The 15,945-nt window shown below is 56.6% G+C and carries 13 protein-coding genes and 1 pseudogene; 11 read left to right on the top strand and 3 right to left on the bottom strand.

Going from position 1 to position 15,945, the window contains the following annotated elements; all coding sequences use genetic code 11:
* Window positions 1-18 precede the first annotated feature (18 nt).
* Complete coding sequence (locus tag NH461_RS09755) at window positions 19-828, bottom strand: IclR family transcriptional regulator (protein WP_261600165.1); 810 nt, start codon at window positions 826-828, stop codon at window positions 19-21.
* 177 nt (window positions 829-1,005) lie between these two features.
* Here NH461_RS09755 and pta point away from each other — a divergent pair, with 177 nt between their 5' ends.
* Both pta and NH461_RS09745 read left to right on the top strand, forming a co-directional pair.
* Window positions 1,006-2,082 (top strand): phosphate acetyltransferase, encoded by a 1,077-nt coding sequence (pta, locus tag NH461_RS09750; RefSeq protein WP_261600164.1) that lies wholly within the window; start codon window positions 1,006-1,008, stop codon window positions 2,080-2,082.
* 28 nt (window positions 2,083-2,110) lie between these two features.
* A complete protein-coding gene (locus NH461_RS09745) occupies window positions 2,111-2,869 on the top strand; it encodes a sulfite exporter TauE/SafE family protein (protein WP_261600163.1) in 759 nt (252 codons plus the stop codon).
* Window positions 2,870-2,885: 16 nt separating this feature from the next.
* Here the strand turns inward: NH461_RS09745 and NH461_RS09740 are convergent, their stop codons facing one another.
* Both NH461_RS09740 and NH461_RS09735 read right to left on the bottom strand, forming a co-directional pair.
* Window positions 2,886-4,622 (bottom strand): cobaltochelatase CobT-related protein, encoded by a 1,737-nt coding sequence (locus NH461_RS09740; RefSeq protein WP_261600162.1) that lies wholly within the window; start codon window positions 4,620-4,622, stop codon window positions 2,886-2,888.
* The gene (locus NH461_RS09735) at window positions 4,619-5,599 is read right to left on the bottom strand and encodes an AAA family ATPase (RefSeq protein ID WP_261602877.1); all 981 of its coding nucleotides are present in this window, start codon (window positions 5,597-5,599) and stop codon (window positions 4,619-4,621) included. The genes NH461_RS09740 and NH461_RS09735 overlap by 4 nt, the downstream gene beginning before the upstream one ends.
* A gap of 288 nt (window positions 5,600-5,887) precedes the next feature.
* Between NH461_RS09735 and xsc the strand changes: the two genes are divergently transcribed.
* The 9 genes and pseudogenes from xsc to NH461_RS09690 all read left to right on the top strand — a co-directional run.
* Window positions 5,888-7,699, top strand: a complete 1,812-nt coding sequence (gene xsc / locus NH461_RS09730; RefSeq protein WP_261600161.1) for a sulfoacetaldehyde acetyltransferase — start codon at window positions 5,888-5,890, stop codon at window positions 7,697-7,699.
* A 110-nt stretch (window positions 7,700-7,809) separates the two neighbouring features.
* Window positions 7,810-8,853 (top strand): YeiH family protein, encoded by a 1,044-nt coding sequence (locus NH461_RS09725; RefSeq protein ID WP_261600160.1) that lies wholly within the window; start codon window positions 7,810-7,812, stop codon window positions 8,851-8,853.
* Window positions 8,854-8,865: 12 nt separating this feature from the next.
* A complete protein-coding gene (locus NH461_RS09720; RefSeq protein WP_261600159.1) occupies window positions 8,866-9,813 on the top strand; it encodes an FRG domain-containing protein in 948 nt (315 codons plus the stop codon).
* Between the two features lie 460 nt (window positions 9,814-10,273).
* On the top strand, window positions 10,274-10,696 hold the full coding sequence (locus tag NH461_RS09715; protein WP_261600158.1) for a nuclear transport factor 2 family protein: 423 nt from the start codon (window positions 10,274-10,276) through the stop codon (window positions 10,694-10,696).
* Between the two features lie 35 nt (window positions 10,697-10,731).
* Window positions 10,732-12,204: an NAD(P)/FAD-dependent oxidoreductase gene (locus tag NH461_RS09710; protein WP_261600157.1), complete on the top strand. Its 1,473-nt coding sequence runs from the start codon at window positions 10,732-10,734 to the stop codon at window positions 12,202-12,204.
* A gap of 200 nt (window positions 12,205-12,404) precedes the next feature.
* Complete coding sequence (locus NH461_RS09705) at window positions 12,405-13,403, top strand: TRAP transporter substrate-binding protein (RefSeq protein WP_261602876.1); 999 nt, start codon at window positions 12,405-12,407, stop codon at window positions 13,401-13,403.
* Window positions 13,404-13,477: 74 nt separating this feature from the next.
* On the top strand, window positions 13,478-14,041 hold the full coding sequence (locus NH461_RS09700) for a TRAP transporter small permease (RefSeq protein WP_261600156.1): 564 nt from the start codon (window positions 13,478-13,480) through the stop codon (window positions 14,039-14,041).
* Window positions 14,042-14,065: 24 nt separating this feature from the next.
* Window positions 14,066-15,406, top strand: coding sequence for a TRAP transporter large permease (locus NH461_RS09695; RefSeq protein ID WP_261600155.1), 1,341 nt, complete (start codon window positions 14,066-14,068; stop codon window positions 15,404-15,406).
* 122 nt (window positions 15,407-15,528) lie between these two features.
* A pseudogene (locus NH461_RS09690) lies at window positions 15,529-15,912 on the top strand (cache domain-containing protein); the annotation flags it as partial.
* Between the last annotated feature and the right edge of the window lie 33 nt (window positions 15,913-15,945).

Raw genomic sequence — 15,945 nt, 5'->3', positions numbered from 1 at the left:
TGAAGTCTGCCGGTCGTGCTATTCCGGCCAGCTTTCCGCTTCAATTCTGGCCAGGGCTTCTGCCGCGCGCTGTAGCGCAGGTAGAAAGTGCAGCGCTTGCTCGGGTTTTAATCGCATGATCGGTGCCTGGATCGCAATGCCCAGGTTTGATCGTCCGGATGGGACCGGTACCAGAACGGCAACACAGAACAGGCCCGGCAGGAACTCTTCGTTATCGATGGCATAGCCGGTGCGTTTGACGTCATCAAGCTCGGTTTCCAGCGCGTCGAAATCGGTGATGGTTTTTTCCGTGTACTGGGTTAGCTCGACATTGCTCAGCAGTCGGCGTCGCTGGGAGCTGCTCATACTGGCCAGAAACAGTTTACCGGAGGCGGAGCAGTGGACCGGCACCCTTGAGCCGGGGTGGAGATAAAACCGCAGCGGGGCCTCGGTTTCGACCCGGTCGACATAAATCACTTCACCGCCGGAGAGGGCGGTCAGGTTGCAGCTTTCGCCGACTTCCTCTTTCAGCTGGGCCAGCACCGCATGCCGGGCGCTGTGGGTGGTGCTGTTCAGCAGTAGCTTCTCCGCCAGACGCCGCAGCCGGGCACCGGTGCTGTAGTGTCGTTCATCCCCGTCACGCTGAATAATTCCGGCGGTTTCGAGCTGTTGCAGCATCCGGTGCAGGGTCGGCTTCGGCAGCCCGGTCTCTTCCACCAGTTTTTGCAGCGAGAAAAATTCGTCCTTCTCTGCAATGGCTTCCAGCAGTGAGAACAGGCGAAGGGTCGGTGTGTCTCCCTCGATACGCACGGGGGCAAGATCGGTTGTTTCTTTCACTGTACTCGTCATATCGCTTTGATTTCCCTATGTATCATCAATACATAATAGCAATTATACCGTTTATTTGAATATTCGTTGACCATAATCGGCTGAACAATTAATATTCAAAATATATATCAATATTTGGAATAAAACGTCTCATTAATTGTTGTTTGTTGTGGTGGGACCCAAACAAGGCAGGCAGAAATGAAGGCTATTGAACGTATTATTGAACAGGCAAAGCAGCGCCCGGTGCGGATCGTACTGAGCGAAGGGGACGATGCCAGGGTGCTTCGCGCCGCCGTGAAAGCCGCGCAGGGCGGGATTGCCGAGGTGATCCTGGTCGGCAATACGCCGCAGATCCAGGCCCGGGCAGAGGAGGAAGGCGTGTGTATTGCGTCCTGCATCCTGATCGACCCGGCCACGTCTCCCTTACGCCCGGCGCTGACCGATATGCTGTTCGCGCTGCGGGCCGGAAAAGGGATGACCCGGACGCAGGCAGAGCAAGCCGTGCTGGACCCGCTCTGTTATGCCAACCTGCTGGTTCGCTATGGCGCCGCCGACGGCTCGGTGGCGGGGGCGGTACAGACCACCGCCAATGTGGTTCGCAGTGCGATCCAGGTGATCGGGCTGGCACCGGACTGCCGGTTGGTGTCCAGTTTCTTTCTGATGATGTTGTGCGAGCCGTTTCATGATCTCAAAGGTGGCCTGATCTTTTCTGATTGCGGGCTGGTGGTGGAGCCCAGCGCCGAGGAGCTGGCCGATATCGCCCTCTCGGCCGCCGAAAGTGCCCGCCAGTTGCTGATGGAAACGCCCCGGGTGGCGATGCTGTCGTTTTCGACCAGCGGTAGTGCCCGCCATGCGGCCGTGGATAAAGTGGTTGCGGCCTCCGCACTGGTGAAATCCCGCCAGCCTGAGCTGGCCATCGATGGTGATGTTCAGCTTGATGCGGCGATTGTTCAGGATATCGCAGCGCGAAAATTACCGGACTCTCAGGTAAAAGGGCAGTCCAATGTGCTGATCTTCCCTAACCTGGAGGCGGGTAATATCGGTTATAAGCTCGCCGAGCGTGTCGGCCGTGCTGTTGCCATCGGCCCATTGCTGCAGGGACTGGCTAAACCGGCCAATGATCTCTCCCGCGGTTGCAGCGAGCAGGATATTTACCACGTGATAGCAGTGACGGCGGTTCAGGCGCAGCAACAAGCATTCCACCACCAGCAAGCATCCCACCAGAAACCCGCAATGCTGGCAACCGTTACGGCGACACAAAGCGATCCCTGTTGAACCCGATATGCTCAGGAGAAGAGAAACAATGAGCACAGAAACCTTATTGATTTTGCTCGCCATCATTATGGTCGGCACATACTTTCAGACCGTGACCGGCTTTGGCCTGGGGATCATTGTGGTGGGGGCCACCAGTGCGCTGGATCTGACGACGGTCGCGGTGATTGCTGCAGTGGTGAGCTTAGTCACTTTGGTGAATTGTGCGGTGGCACTGCCGGGCGCAGCGAAGCAGATGGACTGGCGTGCGGTATCAGCCGTGGTGCTGGGTGTGTTACCCGGCATCGGGGCCGGCGTCTGGTTACTGGAGCTGCTCAGCCAATCCGCCACCAGTTTGTTGCAGGGCTTGCTGGGCGGGATGATTGTCTACAGTGCGGTGAATTTTCTGTTGCGCCCGGCGCAGAAAACCGTTCGCTCCGGTCATCCGAGTTTCGTGGTGAGTGGCTTTGGTTCCGGGCTGACCGGCGGGTTGTTCGGCATGGCCGGGCCGCCGCTGATCTATCAGTTTTATCGTCAGCCGTTTGACCTGACAACGATTCGCAATATGTTGCTGATTAGTTTTGCCTTCACGTCTGCCCTCCGCAGCCTGTTGATTGGCGTACAGGGCCAATTGAGCATGGATATTGTGCTGCTGGCCGGGATTGCAGTCCCGGTGGTGATGTTCAGCACCGTGCTGGCCAGGCGGTTTCCGCCGCCGCTCAGTGCGGCAGCGATGCGGCGGATGGTGTTTGGGCTGTTGATGCTGATTGGCCTGTACCTGATTGCGAGCGCGCTGGCGGCGCTGTTTTAGTCTTATGCCGTTGGTGCTAGCGCCGGCTTCCTGAGTTTTTTCCCCGAGATGATGTGAACAACTCGACGATCTCGCTCATCAGGCGGTTATCCACGGCGGTGGCGCCTGCCATCGCCAGGTTGCGCGGGTAGTAAGGGCTGAGATCCAAACCGACCCCGAGACCGAGAATGGTGATTTCGCCTCGATGGGTTTCCTGCGTCACCACCGCTTTGAGATGATTATCCAGATAGAAAGAATCATTGGTTAAGTTGGTGGCGGTATCCATCGGACAGCCGTCCGAGATCACTAGCAGATACCGCTGACCTTCCGCCCTCAGCCGCAGACGCTGGCAAGCCCAGGCCACGGCTTCGCCATCCACACCTTCTTTGAACAAGTCAGCTTTGAGCAGCGCAGCGATTGATTTTCGGCTCTGGCGCCAGCCTTGCTCGGCCGGTTTGAAAATCAGGTGGCAGGTTTCATTGAGCCGGCCCGGCTGCGCGGGACGTCCCCGGCTCAGCCACTGCTGATGGGCCCGGCCACCATTCCAGGTTGCGGTCGAGAACCCCAGGACTTCACTGGTGATCCCGGCCATTCCCAGCGCTTTGACCATCACATCGACGATGATCGCAACTTGATCAATATGCTCGCGCATCGAGCCGGAACAGTCGATCAGGAGGCTGACCACGGCGTCCGGGGTCGGCTGGTGGTGATCCTGGTAGAACAGACGCCGCTCGGTCGGCGAGCTGACGAGTTGGCTCAGTCGTCTGCCGTCGATCCGGCCTTCTTCCTGGCCGAACAGCCAGCTGCGTTGTTGTGGCGGATTCAGGGCTGCGGCCAGCTTACGCGCCAGCTCGCGGACATTGAGCCCCTGCTGGTGGATCTGTTGATTAAGCTGTGCTCTCATTTCGGTCAGCAGGGCTGGCCGGATCAGAGACGCTGCAGCGACTTCCTGATCAAACTCGGTGGTATAAATATGATATTGCTGATGATGTTTGCTAAAAGTCGCGCTGCGGCCGGTTTTGGCTGTGGCTATGGCTTCCGTTTCAGAGCCTTCTTCTTCCATGGCCAATAACAGCGGGAATGCGGCCAGGGCGTTGTCCGACTGCTCAGCGTCTCCGGCTTCTTGCTGGTCAGCCAGTTCGGCTTCAATCATGACGCAGATGGTTTCTGCCAGTTGGCGGGCCGGACGGGCAAAAGCGGCCTGATCGTGACGGCAGGCGTTGAGTTTAGCCAGCGCATGGCCAATCACAGGCACGATGGCGGCCCGGGTCGCTTCAATGGCAGTCTCGGCGTATTCCGGCACCGGCGCGGCGTTGATCCGGGCGCGGGCGATTAAAATCAGAGTCAGCATCAGGTTGCCGATATGATTTTCCGCCAGTCCGGTGTGGAAGTAGTGGCTGGCCCAGTGTTCGAAATTGGCGGCCATATTGGCACCAGCACCCGGTAGGTGGGCCGGTGCCTGCGCTTCAATCCGGCATTGCTCCAGCAGATCGAAAATCAGCCGGGCAATGGGCGCGGTCGGCGCGTGTTGCTGGTGCAGTTGCGGATCGGAGTGGCGCAGGCGCAGGGCAATCGCATCGGCCCGGCCGCGACTGGCGGCATACGGGCGCTCAGCGTCATACTCGCGCAGGTGAACCGCCGGACTCGGTTGCGGTGTGCTGCCCCGATAGAGCTGGCGACCACGGAAGTGAAGGTCCGGTTGTCGGCTGATGGCCCGGACGCTGGCGGCACAGAGCTCGACGGTTTTCTGCTGCTGGCGGGAATGCGCTTTCATTGACTCATCTCCATTTGATGAGCCCAGGATTCTTCCAGCTCCTGATCAAAACAGCGCTGGAAATATTCGGCGATCAGCGGTCGCTCGGCTTCATCGCATTTGTTGAGAAACGAGAAGCGAAAGGCCAGCGCCGGATTGTGGAAGATGGTGCAGTTTTCTGCCCAGGTGATCACGGTGCGCGGCGACATCAGGGTTGAGATATCCCCGGCGGCAAAGCCGTTTCGGGTCAGCTCTGCCACCGCAATCATTTTCCGCAGCAGCGCGCGGCCGGACTCACTGTTTTTTTCCGGCACCCGGGCCAGCACGATGGCCAGTTCTTCTTCGGCCGGGAGGTAGTTCAGGCTCGCGACGATATTCCAGCGGTCGATTTGCGCATGATTGAGTACCTGGGTACCGTGATATAACCCGGACAGGTTGCCCAGCCCGACGGTGTTGGCGGTGGCAAATAAGCGGAAGGCCGGGTGGGGCTGGATCACCCGGTTCTGATCCAGCAGGGTAAATTTGCCGTCCCGCTCCAGGATCCGTTGGATCACAAACATCACATCCGGCCGTCCGGCATCATATTCATCGAAGATCAGGGCGACCGGACGCTGCAGTGACCAGGGAATGATCCCTTCCTGGAATTCGGTCACTTGCTGGCCGTTGCGCAGCGTAATCGTATCTTTCCCGACTAAATCAAGCCGGCTGAGGTGGCCGTCCAGGTTGACCCGAACGCAGGGCCAGTTCAGCCGGGCGGCAACCTGTTCGATATGGGTGGATTTGCCGGTGCCGTGCATGCCCTGGATCAGGGTTCGGCGATCCTGGGCAAACCCAGCCAGGATTGCCAGGGTCACTTCTGGATTGAACCGATACGCGGGATCAATCTCCGGTACATGATCGTCACGGGCCGAAAAAGCGGGGACCCGGAGATCGCTGTCTATTCCGAACACCTCGCGTACGGACACTTCAATATCTGGCTGGTTCGCTGCCATTTCCATCATGATCTGCTCCCTTTTACTGTCGTTCGCTGCTGTACCGGATCAGGCTCCGGATCGCGATTCGGACAAAAACCTGACTGTCATTGTTAACGAGTGATCCGCAAATCAAAACGTACAATCTTCAAAAATGCCGAACGAGTATCGTTTTTCGGAATATTTCATATCAATTAATTAAATTTTATTGACGATTAAAAAACCACCGTCTAGCTTAAAGTTGTAATTTCAATAACGAGACGTTTGGTTCCACTTTTTAAAGGATTCAGTGTCCCATCATCAAGGAGAAAGGATATGAGTGAGCAAGAAGCACGTAGCGTGGTAACCGGCCCGACCAAGATGACGCCGTCAGAAGCGTTTGTCGAAACCATGGTGGCCAATGGCGTGACGGATATGTTCGGCATTATGGGCTCTGCATTTATGGATGCGATGGATATTTTTGCCCCGGCCGGCATTCGCCTGATCCCGGTGGTCCATGAGCAGGGTGCTGCGCACATGGCAGACGGTTACTCCCGGGTATCCGGGAACCACGGGGTGGTGATTGGACAAAATGGACCGGGGATCAGTAACTGTGTCACCGCGATTGCGGCGGCGTACTGGGCACACAGCCCGGTGGTGATTGTGACCCCGGAAACCGGGACCAATACCATGGGGCTGGGCGGGTTCCAGGAATGTAACCAGTTGCCGATGTTCCAGGAGTTCACCAAGTATCAGGGGCATGTGACTCATCCGGGCCGGATGGCGGAATACACAGGCCGCTGCTTTGACCGTGCGATGAGCGAGATGGGGCCGACCCAGCTCAATATTCCACGTGATTATTTCTACGGTGAAGTGACTTGTGAAATTCCAAAACCGGCGCGTCTGGATCGCGGTCCCGGTGGCGAGCAGAGCCTGAATGATGCTGCTGATTTGCTGGCCGAGGCGAAGTTCCCGGTGATTATTTCCGGTGGCGGCGTGGTGATGGGTGATGCGGTCGAAGCGTGTAAGGCACTGGCGGAGCGTCTGGGCGCACCGGTGGTCAATAGCTACCTGCACAATGACTCTTTCCCGGCCAGCCACCCGTTGTGGTGTGGTCCGCTGGGCTACCAGGGCTCGAAAGCGGCGATGAAGCTGATCTCCCAGGCCGATGTGGTGATTGCGCTGGGTTCACGCCTGGGGCCATTCGGCACGTTGCCGCAGCACGGGATGGATTACTGGCCGAAGGACGCCAAGATCATCCAGATTGATGCCGACCATAAGATGCTGGGTCTGGTGAAGAAAATCTCGGTCGGGATCTGCGGTGACGCCAAGGCGGCTGCGGTAGCGCTGAGTGAGCGTCTTGCAGGCCGCACGCTGGCCTGTGATGCGACCAAAGATGAGCGCTTTACCAAGGTTCAGGCTGAGAAAGAGATCTGGGAGAAAGAGCTGGATGAGTGGACCCACGAACGTGACCAGTTCAGCCTCGACATGATTGATAAAAATGCCCAGGAAAAACCTTTTTCCGGCGGCGAATACCTGCATCCACGTCAGGTGCTGCGCGAGTTGGAGAAAGCGATGCCGGATGATGTCATGGTCTCGACCGATATCGGCAACATTAACTCGATCGCCAACAGCTACCTGCGGTTTGAAAAACCACGCAGCTTCTTTGCGGCGATGAGCTTTGGCAACTGTGGTTATGCCTTCCCGACGATTATCGGCGCCAAGGCCGCGGCACCGCATCGCCCGGCGATTTCCTATGCCGGTGACGGTGCCTGGGGTATGAGCCTGATGGAAACCATGACCTGTGTTCGTCATAACATTCCGGTGACTGCGGTGGTGTTCCACAACCGCCAGTGGGGCGCGGAGAAGAAGAACCAGGTTGACTTCTACAACCGCCGTTTCGTGGCCGGTGAGCTGGATAACCAGAGCTTTGCCGAAATTGCCCGGGCGATGGGCGCGGAAGGGATCACGGTTGACCGTCTGGAAGATGTCGGCCCGACGCTGCAAAAAGCGATTGATATGCAGATGAACGAAGGGAAAACCACGGTGATTGAGATCATGTGTACGCAGGAGCTGGGTGACCCGTTCCGCCGCGACGCACTCTCCAAGCCGGTCCGTTACCTGGATAAATACAAAGACTATGTTTGATCCTTGGTGACCTTTTGGCCTGGTTCCGGCGCCCGATGCTCACCGTGTGACATCTGGTGGCACGGGTGAGGTGGAGCCAGGCTTTTTTTTCTGCCAAGAAGGGATTTCTGATGGCGACAAATACACTCAGTCAACCGCGCAACACCGTTGGTGCGCTGGGGCAGTTGGTACCGGGCCTGATGCTGTGCATGGTGATTGCTGCGGCCGCTTCTTTTGTCTCCGGACAGTATGGTGGACCGAAATTCTTGTACGCCTTACTGATCGGCATGGCGTTTCACTTTCTGGCTGACAACGGGAAATGCTTGCCCGGGATTGAAGTGGCAGCCAAGAAACTGGTGCGGATCGGGGTAGCGTTGCTCGGGGTCCGGATCGCCGTCAGCGATATTCATGCCATTGGCACGGTGGGTGTATTCGCCCTGGCCGGGGCGGTCGGGCTGACAATTGGGTTCAGTTTGCTGCTGGCGCGTGTGCTCCGGTTGCCGCCGATGCTTGGACTGCTCTCCGGTGGTGCGACCGGGATCTGCGGGATTTCCGCCGCGATGGCGATTTCTGCCACCTTGCCCCAGAGCCGCGACAACGAGCACTTTACCCTGCTGACGGCCATTGGCGTGGCGGCATTTTCGACCGCAGCCATGGTGCTGTATCCGCTGGTGGTCTCGGCAACCGGCTTGTCAACAGCGGAAGCCGGGCTGTTTCTCGGCGGGGCGATCCATGATGTCGCGCAGGTGGTCGGGGCTGGATTTATGATTTCCACCGACGTCGGGGATGCCGCGACGCTGGCAAAAATGTTCCGTGTCGCGATGCTGATGCCAGTCGTGGTGGTGCTGATGGTGTTGTTTCATCAGGATCGCGTGGCTGCCGGTGGGACTGGCGCGGCGAAGCAACCGCTGGTACCGGGTTTTCTGATGGTGTTTGTCGCTTTGGTGATTGTGAACAGCCTGGGATGGTTGCCGTCTGAGGTGATTACGCTGAGTTCGGATCTGTCCAAGTGGTGCCTGGTGATTTCGATTGCCGCGCTCGGCGTGAAAACATCGTTCGAAAAGCTGGCGGAGCTGGGCTGGGAGCCAATTGCGCTGCTGCTGGGCAATGCACTGTTTATTGCCGGATACATGCTGTCTGTGGTTTTTCTGGTCCGTCCGTGGACCGCGGCTTAACAAGGAGTTTTCATGCAAACATCAACCTATATTGGCTCCGTGTCGAGTTATTTGGCAGTGGTTCGTGAATTGACGGCGGACAGTGAGCTGGCTTTGTTTCGCGGCCAGCCGAATCGTCGCAGGGCCTTGCTGCCACCGATTGCCAGGCACAATCAGCCGGTCTCGACGGCGGTCGAGCGTCAGATGTTAGCGATGTTTCAGCAATACGGCGAGTTTACGCCGAAGGAGGCACATACTTGGGATGACCAAGCATCTAACTGGCACCTGTTGTCACAGGCGCAGCAGTTTGGCATGAAGACCCGGTTGATGGCGTGGAGCCAAAACCCGCTGATCGCCCTGTGGTTTGCCTGTCAGCGTGGTGCGCCTGAGCCCTATGTTTATCTGTTTCGTGCGGATGGGCTTGATGAGGTCGACTTCACCACCGATCCGTTGGCGATCAGCCAGACCCGGGTATTTTCACCGATCGAGGCCCGGCCTGAGGCGACCGCGCAGCGGAGCTGGTATTCCATTCATCCGTCTAAGGTTGGCAGTGATGGCCAAGTCTCACCGCAGGCGCAGGGCTTTGTTCCGTTGGAGCAGGAACTTTATGGCCGGGATCGTTTGCTGGAAATCCCGCTGTTACGGGCGATGAAATCGAAGTTGCTGGCGGAGTTGGCTACTTACGGGATCAATGAACGTACTGTGTATCCGGGGTTGGATGGCCTCTGCCAGCACCTCAACCACTGGCTCACCGCCAAGTCAGCTGGTGTCGAAACTGATGATGAAAAGCTTGAGGTGGCGGTGAACAATCTGCCGTCTACCGTGGCTGGCAAGCTGTTCGGCTATTCGGGGATCCATCCCCGGTCTTTGGACTATCAAGCGGTGGCATCAGCCCCGACAGAGAGTCTAACCACCGGCCACTCGTTATCCGGCTTACGCCAGTACCGACGGCAGTACACTGCCGATTTCGATTTTGATTAATCCTTCTCGCTGAATCACCTGTTGCCCTGTGGTCTTACTGTCCTTGCCTCTGTGTTTGGGGTCGATGGGCTGCACCCTGGAATCGGGTACTTTGAGAACGGACTGATACCGTGCCGATAAATGGTTAACTCATCAAAAAATAAGTATTTTTTACTGATTGTTATTTTTTGGAATTAATTGTCTCGAAAAGCTTCAAATCGACTTGACGGAACCCAAAACCGGGACTAATTTTAAGTTAAATTTTTGTTAATGATTTGTTTTGTTTTGATTTCGCTGTAAGGCATGCTGCTGTGAATCGACCACCACGCGAAAGCCTGTCAGCGACACCGTGTCCCCAGGGATATTCCTCTAGAGGATGCGTTGTAAGAAGGTCAGCTTCTCATCCGGCTTTTATCACTGTTGGGTATGGATTTGAGGCCGAAAACTATTATGTAACCTGTTAATTGAGAAGGGAAGAATTATGAGCGCACAAATGGATGAAATGGTCAGAGATGAAGTCAGCGTCGCTTTTTTACAGGCGTTCAGCGAGGCGTGGAACAATCATGATATCGACGCGCTGATGACTTTTATGACCGATGACTGCACTTTCCATACCGCGGCCGGTCCTGGTTTGCAGGGGAGTTCGTTTACCGGACGTGATGCGGTGCGGGAGAGTTTCCAGCAGGTCTGGAAAACATTTCCTGATGCAGCCTGGCTCAACGGTGAGCATTTTGTCTGCGGCAATCGGGCAGTCAGTGAGTCGACCTTTTGCGCGACCAAGCCAGACGGCAGTCGCATTGAAGCGCGGATGGTGGATGTGTTCACGCTGAAGGACGGCAAGATACTGGTGAAGAACGCATTCCGCAAGGATCGTCCGGCGCAGGTAACCGGTGAGAATCGCTAAATTCAGGGATCGGGTTTCATACAAGGAGTTTGAGCATGAGTGTACTGGCGGAAGAAAAACAACAGGATGTCGTCCGATCTGCATCAGCCCCGGCGGGTGCCCGACAGCGGGCAACGCAAGCGTCTTCTTCGTACGATCCGGCTTACGATCCGCTGGTGCAGGCCACGCCGGGTCAGGGCGCTGAATATGCACCGACCTACTGGGTCGGAACGGCGGGAGAGCCGCCTGCCGATGACGGACCGATCACCTGCGATGTGGATGTCGATGTGGCGATTATCGGTTCCGGATTTACCGGCCTGACGGCGGCGATTTTCCTGGCGGAAAAATACGGCATCAAGGCAACGGTGCTGGAAGCCAACCGGGCCAGCTGGGGTTGCAGTACCCGGAACGGCGGACAGGCCCAGTGTGCTTCCGGGCGTTTGAAGCGCTCGCAGTGGATTGAGCGCTGGGGACTGGATACCGCGCTGAAAATGCATGAAGAGTGCCTGGAGGGCATGGCGACGTTCAAAGATCTGATCAAGGATATTGACTGTGAGCCACAGCCCGGCGGTCACCTGTATGTCGCCCACCGGGACCGGGTGATGCCGGCGTTGGAAAAAGAAGCCAAGTTGCTGCGAGATACCTTTCACTATGACGCTCAGATCCTTGATGCCGAGACGGTGAAAAACCAGTTTGTCGGCGATCAGGAAGCCTGCGGGGCGATGCATGAGCCGGAAGGGATTGGGATCCATGCCGGTAAGCTGGCCTTTGGCTATCTCAAGAAGGCCCGTGCCCTGGGCGCAACGGTGCATCCGGCCAGCCCGGTGACGGGCTGGGAAACCAAGAATGGGATTCATTACCTTCAAACGCCGGGGGGCGTGGTCAAAGCCCGCGCCGTTGGGGTTGCCACCGGTGGCTATACCTCGCAGGGACTGCATCGTGAGCTGAAAAACCGCATGCTACCGATCCTGTCGAACTCCATGGTCACCCGGCCGCTGACCGAAGCGGAGCTGGAAGCCTGTCAGTTTCACACCAATCAGGTGATCACCGATACCCGGGTCTTGCGTCATTACTACCGTTTGTTGCCGGACAACCGGGTCCAGATCGGCACCCGCAGTGCGATCACCGGCCGGGCGGCGCCGGAACAGAAGTATGAAGCCATGCTCAAGGCCGATTTGGTGCGCAAATTCCCGGCGCTGGATGGGATCCAGGTCGATTATTCCTGGTGGGGATGGGTGGATGTCAGCCATGACATGATGCCGCGTATCTACCAGCCTAATGCCGGCGAGTCGATCTACTACGCCTTGGGTTACGGCGGCAACGGGGTGATGTACTCGGCACAAGCGGGCAAGCGGCTCGCCCAGTGGATTGCCGGGGATGCTGAGCATCTCGACTTGCCGATATTCCAGTCGAAACTACCGTTCCCGAATCTCCGGGAAATGGTGGAATCGGAAGCCTTTGCGCCGTTCCGTCGGTTCGGGCAGCGGTTCCTTTATCGCTGGTATCACCTTCAGGACGAAGTCTTGTAAATCGCTCCATCGTTGTTGGTCAGCGCCATCATAAGCGGTGACCGACCACCTTCAATTCGAATAACAGGGACATGGCTGAAAGGGTGGGGCGCAAGGGAGTGGGATCAGCACGGCTGGTCACCAACTTTGGCATCCGGTTGTACCTCGGTCATTGAATGGATTACGCATGGACTGTGCGACATTGACGAAAGGGTAAGATGATGATGTTCAATAAAAATAAGCTTCTACCGATATTTACGGCAGTCAGCCTGGCTGTTGCTGCACCTGCAGCGCTGGCCAAGAACTTCAAGATGGCGCTGGGGGATGCTGCTGGCGGGACTCAGTGGGAAATGGGGAGCAAGTTTGCCGAACTGCTGGAGAAGAAAACCAACGGCAAGACAACCGTGGATCTGTTTCCCAACGGGCAACTCGGCAATGAGCAGGATACGGTCAACAATGCGGCGATTGGCCTGTTGGACTTTTCCGTGCTGGCGATTAATAACGTGACGCCGTTTTCACCCAGTGTCGGTCTGCTCACCATGCCTTATGTCATTCAGAGCGCGGATGAAGCCAAGTTACTGACCCAAGGTGAGATTGGTCAGGAGCTGGTGGAGAATACCATTCGCGATGCCGGGGTACGCATTGTCGGTTGGGCTTATTCCGGGTTCCGGGTCCTGACCAACTCCAAACGTCCGGTGAAATCTCCCGAGGATCTGAAAGGCTTGGTGATCCGGGTGCCGCGCAATGAAATCATGATCTCAGCCTATCAGGCCTGGGGCGTGAACCCGACGCCAATGGCCTGGTCTGAAACCTTTACCGGGTTGCAACAGGGCGTGGTCGATGGTCAGGACAACCCGTATATCACCATTCATGCGATGAAATTCAACGAAGTCCAGAAATACGTGACCAATATTCGCTACATCTTCTCGCTTGAGCCGTTGATTGTCAGTGAATCAATTTTCCAATCGCAATCGCCAGAGATGCAGCAAACCATCCTGGCGGCTGGCAAAGAAGCGACCGAATACAGTTTTAACTACCTCCAGACGACCGAGCAGAAAATCCGCGATGAGCTGGCGGCCAAGGGGATGGTCTTTACCGATCCGGCCAACGGCGAGCAGGCCTGGATTGAGAAAGTGACCGAGGCGGTCTGGCCGAAATTCTATGCCAGTATCGGCGGCAAAGAAAAACTCGATACCGCGTTGGCTGTGTTAGGGCGCTAATCCAACCGCTGTCTGTGCTGTCCGCCGCTGATGTAAAACCGGGCGGGCAGCCGGTTGTCTATTCCGGAGGCCATATGTCTGCAATGCACACGGTGCGCAAGCATCTGAATAACATTGAAGAATACACCTGCTGTTTACTCTTGGCGGCATTTGTTCTGCTGCTCTTTACCCAGATCCTGGTGCGTCAGTTGTTTCAATATTCGATCCCCTGGGGTGATGAAGTCGCAACCTACATGTTTGTCTGGTTCGCGTATCTGGGCGCCGTGGTCGCGGCCAAGATGTCGGCCCATAACCGGGTCAGTTTTCACTTTAAGTTTTTTCCGTCGGTGGTCCGCACGGTTTGTGAAGTGTCCGCCGACATGATTTGGGTGGCGTTCAATCTTTACTTTGTCTACCTCAGCTATGACTTTGTGTTTAATAAAATGAATCTGTTCTGGAAGTCACAGACGACCGGGATCCCGATGAAGTACTTCTACTTGATCCTGCCGATTGCCTTTTCCCTGATGACGATTCGGATCCTGTGGAACAACTACGAGCGCTTGTTCCAGGGCAAAGAGGCCACGGATCCGGAAACCCTGCAGCTGAAAAAGCTACAACAACGTCAGCAGCATGCGACCCGCCAAGCGGCGGCGCAGTAACGGGCCAAGGAGGAGGAAATTATCATGGAAGATTACTTAACCCTGATTTTATTTGGCGGCTTTCTGCTGATGCTGATTTTAGGCGCGCCGATCACTGTCTCGCTGGCCGGGGCATCCATGGCGGCTTATCTGATCCTGGACAAGAACCCGATTGCGTTGGTGCAAATTGCGTTTACCTCGGTCGGTAACTTTCCGTTGATGGCTTTGCCGGCGTTTGTGCTGGCGGGCGCCCTGATGGAAGCGGCCGGGATTTCGAAACGGCTGGTGGATATTGCAGAAAGCCTAGCCGGGCCGGTGACCGGCGGACTCGGCGCCGCAACCGTGTTCGCCTGTTTGTTTTTCGGTGCAATTTCCGGCTCCGGGCCGGCAACGACTGCGGCGGTGGGAATGCTGATGGTACCGGCAATGGTCAAGCGGGACTATGAACGCAGCTATGCGTCGGCGGTGACCGCAGCATCCGGCGGGTTGGGGATTATTATTCCGCCGTCGATCCCGATTGTGATATTCGGTATCTCGGCTATGGGCCTGATGCCGCCACCGGAAGCGGTCGCGCAGCACGGCCAGTTTGCATCGCTGTCGATTCCGAAACTTTTCGTCGCCGGGGTGATTCCGGGGCTGCTGATGGCTTCTACCCTGATCCTGACTAACTATCTGATTGCGAAAAAACGTGGTTATAAAGGACTGACTGAAACCTGGTCGGTGTCAGATATCAAGGCAACAGTGAAGCGGGGAACCTGGTCGATTCTGGCGCCGTTTCTGATCCTCGGGGGGATTTACAGCGGGATGTTCACCCCGACGGAATCGGCCATTGTGGCGATCTTCTACTCGCTGTTCGTCGGCTTTTTCCTCCATCGCGAGCTGTCGGTCAAAAGTATTTTCACGTCGCTGACCACGACAACCTGGATCACCGGGCGGGTATTGCTGATTTTGTTTGCTGCAACCGTATTTGGCCGGTTGTTGATTGAACAACAGATCCCGGTGGTGGTTGCGGAGTCGTTACTTAGCCTGACTGAAAATATGTATCTGGTTTGGGCGCTGACCATTTTGCTGTTGCTGTTTGTCGGCATGTTTATGGAAACCCTGGCGGCGATCATGATTATCGTGCCGGTGCTGCTGCCGATCATGTATATGCTGGGGGCCGATCCGACGCATGTCGGAGTGGTCGTGGTGTGTGCTTTATCGATCGGTTTTGCCACCCCGCCGCTTGGTGAGAACATCTTTGTTGCGTCCGGAATTGGCGGGTCGAGCGTAGAGCAGATCACCGCCCGGATCCACCCGTTTGTCATTGCCTCGGTCGTCGGTGTCTTTCTGGTGGCGTTCTTTCCGCAATTGTCGTTGTGGTTACCGTCGATGGTGGGGTACTAATGAAGAGTCATTTTGAGGGAGAAGTCATGCGTGAGATGACGTCGAAAATGTTACTGGGTCTGGCGGCGTTACTGGCCTTGATTTTTGCATCGATTGTTTGGGCTAATCAGGCCACGGTCGAACATATTATTTCCAAAGATGAACGCCGGGCCATGACTTTGCTGGATAAAGCGGTCAAACATGTTGAGAAGTATGGGCCTGAGGTCGTGACCGACTTCAATACTGATCCGAAGTTCTTCGACCGTGAGTTGTACGTCTATGCAGTGCGGGTGGACGGGCAGTTTCTGGCCAGCGGCGGCTCGTCGACAGTCCTGGCCGGGGAGACCGTGTTGGACACAGTGGATGTGTACGGGAAGCCTTTTTTCCGAGAGATGATCACCACGGCCGTCGAAGCGGGAAAAGGGATCATTGAGTACCACTGGACCAGTCCGGTCGACAGTCGGGGTGAGCCCAAACACACGCTCTTTATGCGCGTGGGGGATGTGATTGTGGCTGTCGGATATCATCGTCAGCCGTGATCATCCGGGTTGTACGGCAGA

This window comes from Photobacterium sp. TY1-4, from assembly GCF_025398175.1.
Classification (GTDB): Bacteria; Pseudomonadota; Gammaproteobacteria; order Enterobacterales; family Vibrionaceae; genus Photobacterium.
The sequence above is the reverse complement of the archived record's forward strand: the minus strand, read 5'-3'. Positions and strand labels throughout refer to the sequence as shown.

Bases quoted from the DNA above. Each gene is read 5' to 3' on its own strand.
- NH461_RS09755 (WP_261600165.1), bottom strand. From the start codon at position 828: ATGACGAGTACAGTGAAAGAAACAACCGATCTTGCCCCCGTGCGTATC.
- pta (WP_261600164.1), top strand. From the start codon at position 1,006: ATGAAGGCTATTGAACGTATTATTGAACAGGCAAAGCAGCGCCCGGTG.
- NH461_RS09745 (WP_261600163.1), top strand. From the start codon at position 2,111: ATGAGCACAGAAACCTTATTGATTTTGCTCGCCATCATTATGGTCGGC.
- NH461_RS09740 (WP_261600162.1), bottom strand. From the start codon at position 4,622: ATGAAAGCGCATTCCCGCCAGCAGCAGAAAACCGTCGAGCTCTGTGCC.
- NH461_RS09735 (WP_261602877.1), bottom strand. From the start codon at position 5,599: ATGGAAATGGCAGCGAACCAGCCAGATATTGAAGTGTCCGTACGCGAG.
- xsc (WP_261600161.1), top strand. From the start codon at position 5,888: ATGAGTGAGCAAGAAGCACGTAGCGTGGTAACCGGCCCGACCAAGATG.
- NH461_RS09725 (WP_261600160.1), top strand. From the start codon at position 7,810: ATGGCGACAAATACACTCAGTCAACCGCGCAACACCGTTGGTGCGCTG.
- NH461_RS09720 (WP_261600159.1), top strand. From the start codon at position 8,866: ATGCAAACATCAACCTATATTGGCTCCGTGTCGAGTTATTTGGCAGTG.
- NH461_RS09715 (WP_261600158.1), top strand. From the start codon at position 10,274: ATGAGCGCACAAATGGATGAAATGGTCAGAGATGAAGTCAGCGTCGCT.
- NH461_RS09710 (WP_261600157.1), top strand. From the start codon at position 10,732: ATGAGTGTACTGGCGGAAGAAAAACAACAGGATGTCGTCCGATCTGCA.
- NH461_RS09705 (WP_261602876.1), top strand. From the start codon at position 12,405: ATGATGTTCAATAAAAATAAGCTTCTACCGATATTTACGGCAGTCAGC.
- NH461_RS09700 (WP_261600156.1), top strand. From the start codon at position 13,478: ATGTCTGCAATGCACACGGTGCGCAAGCATCTGAATAACATTGAAGAA.
- NH461_RS09695 (WP_261600155.1), top strand. From the start codon at position 14,066: ATGGAAGATTACTTAACCCTGATTTTATTTGGCGGCTTTCTGCTGATG.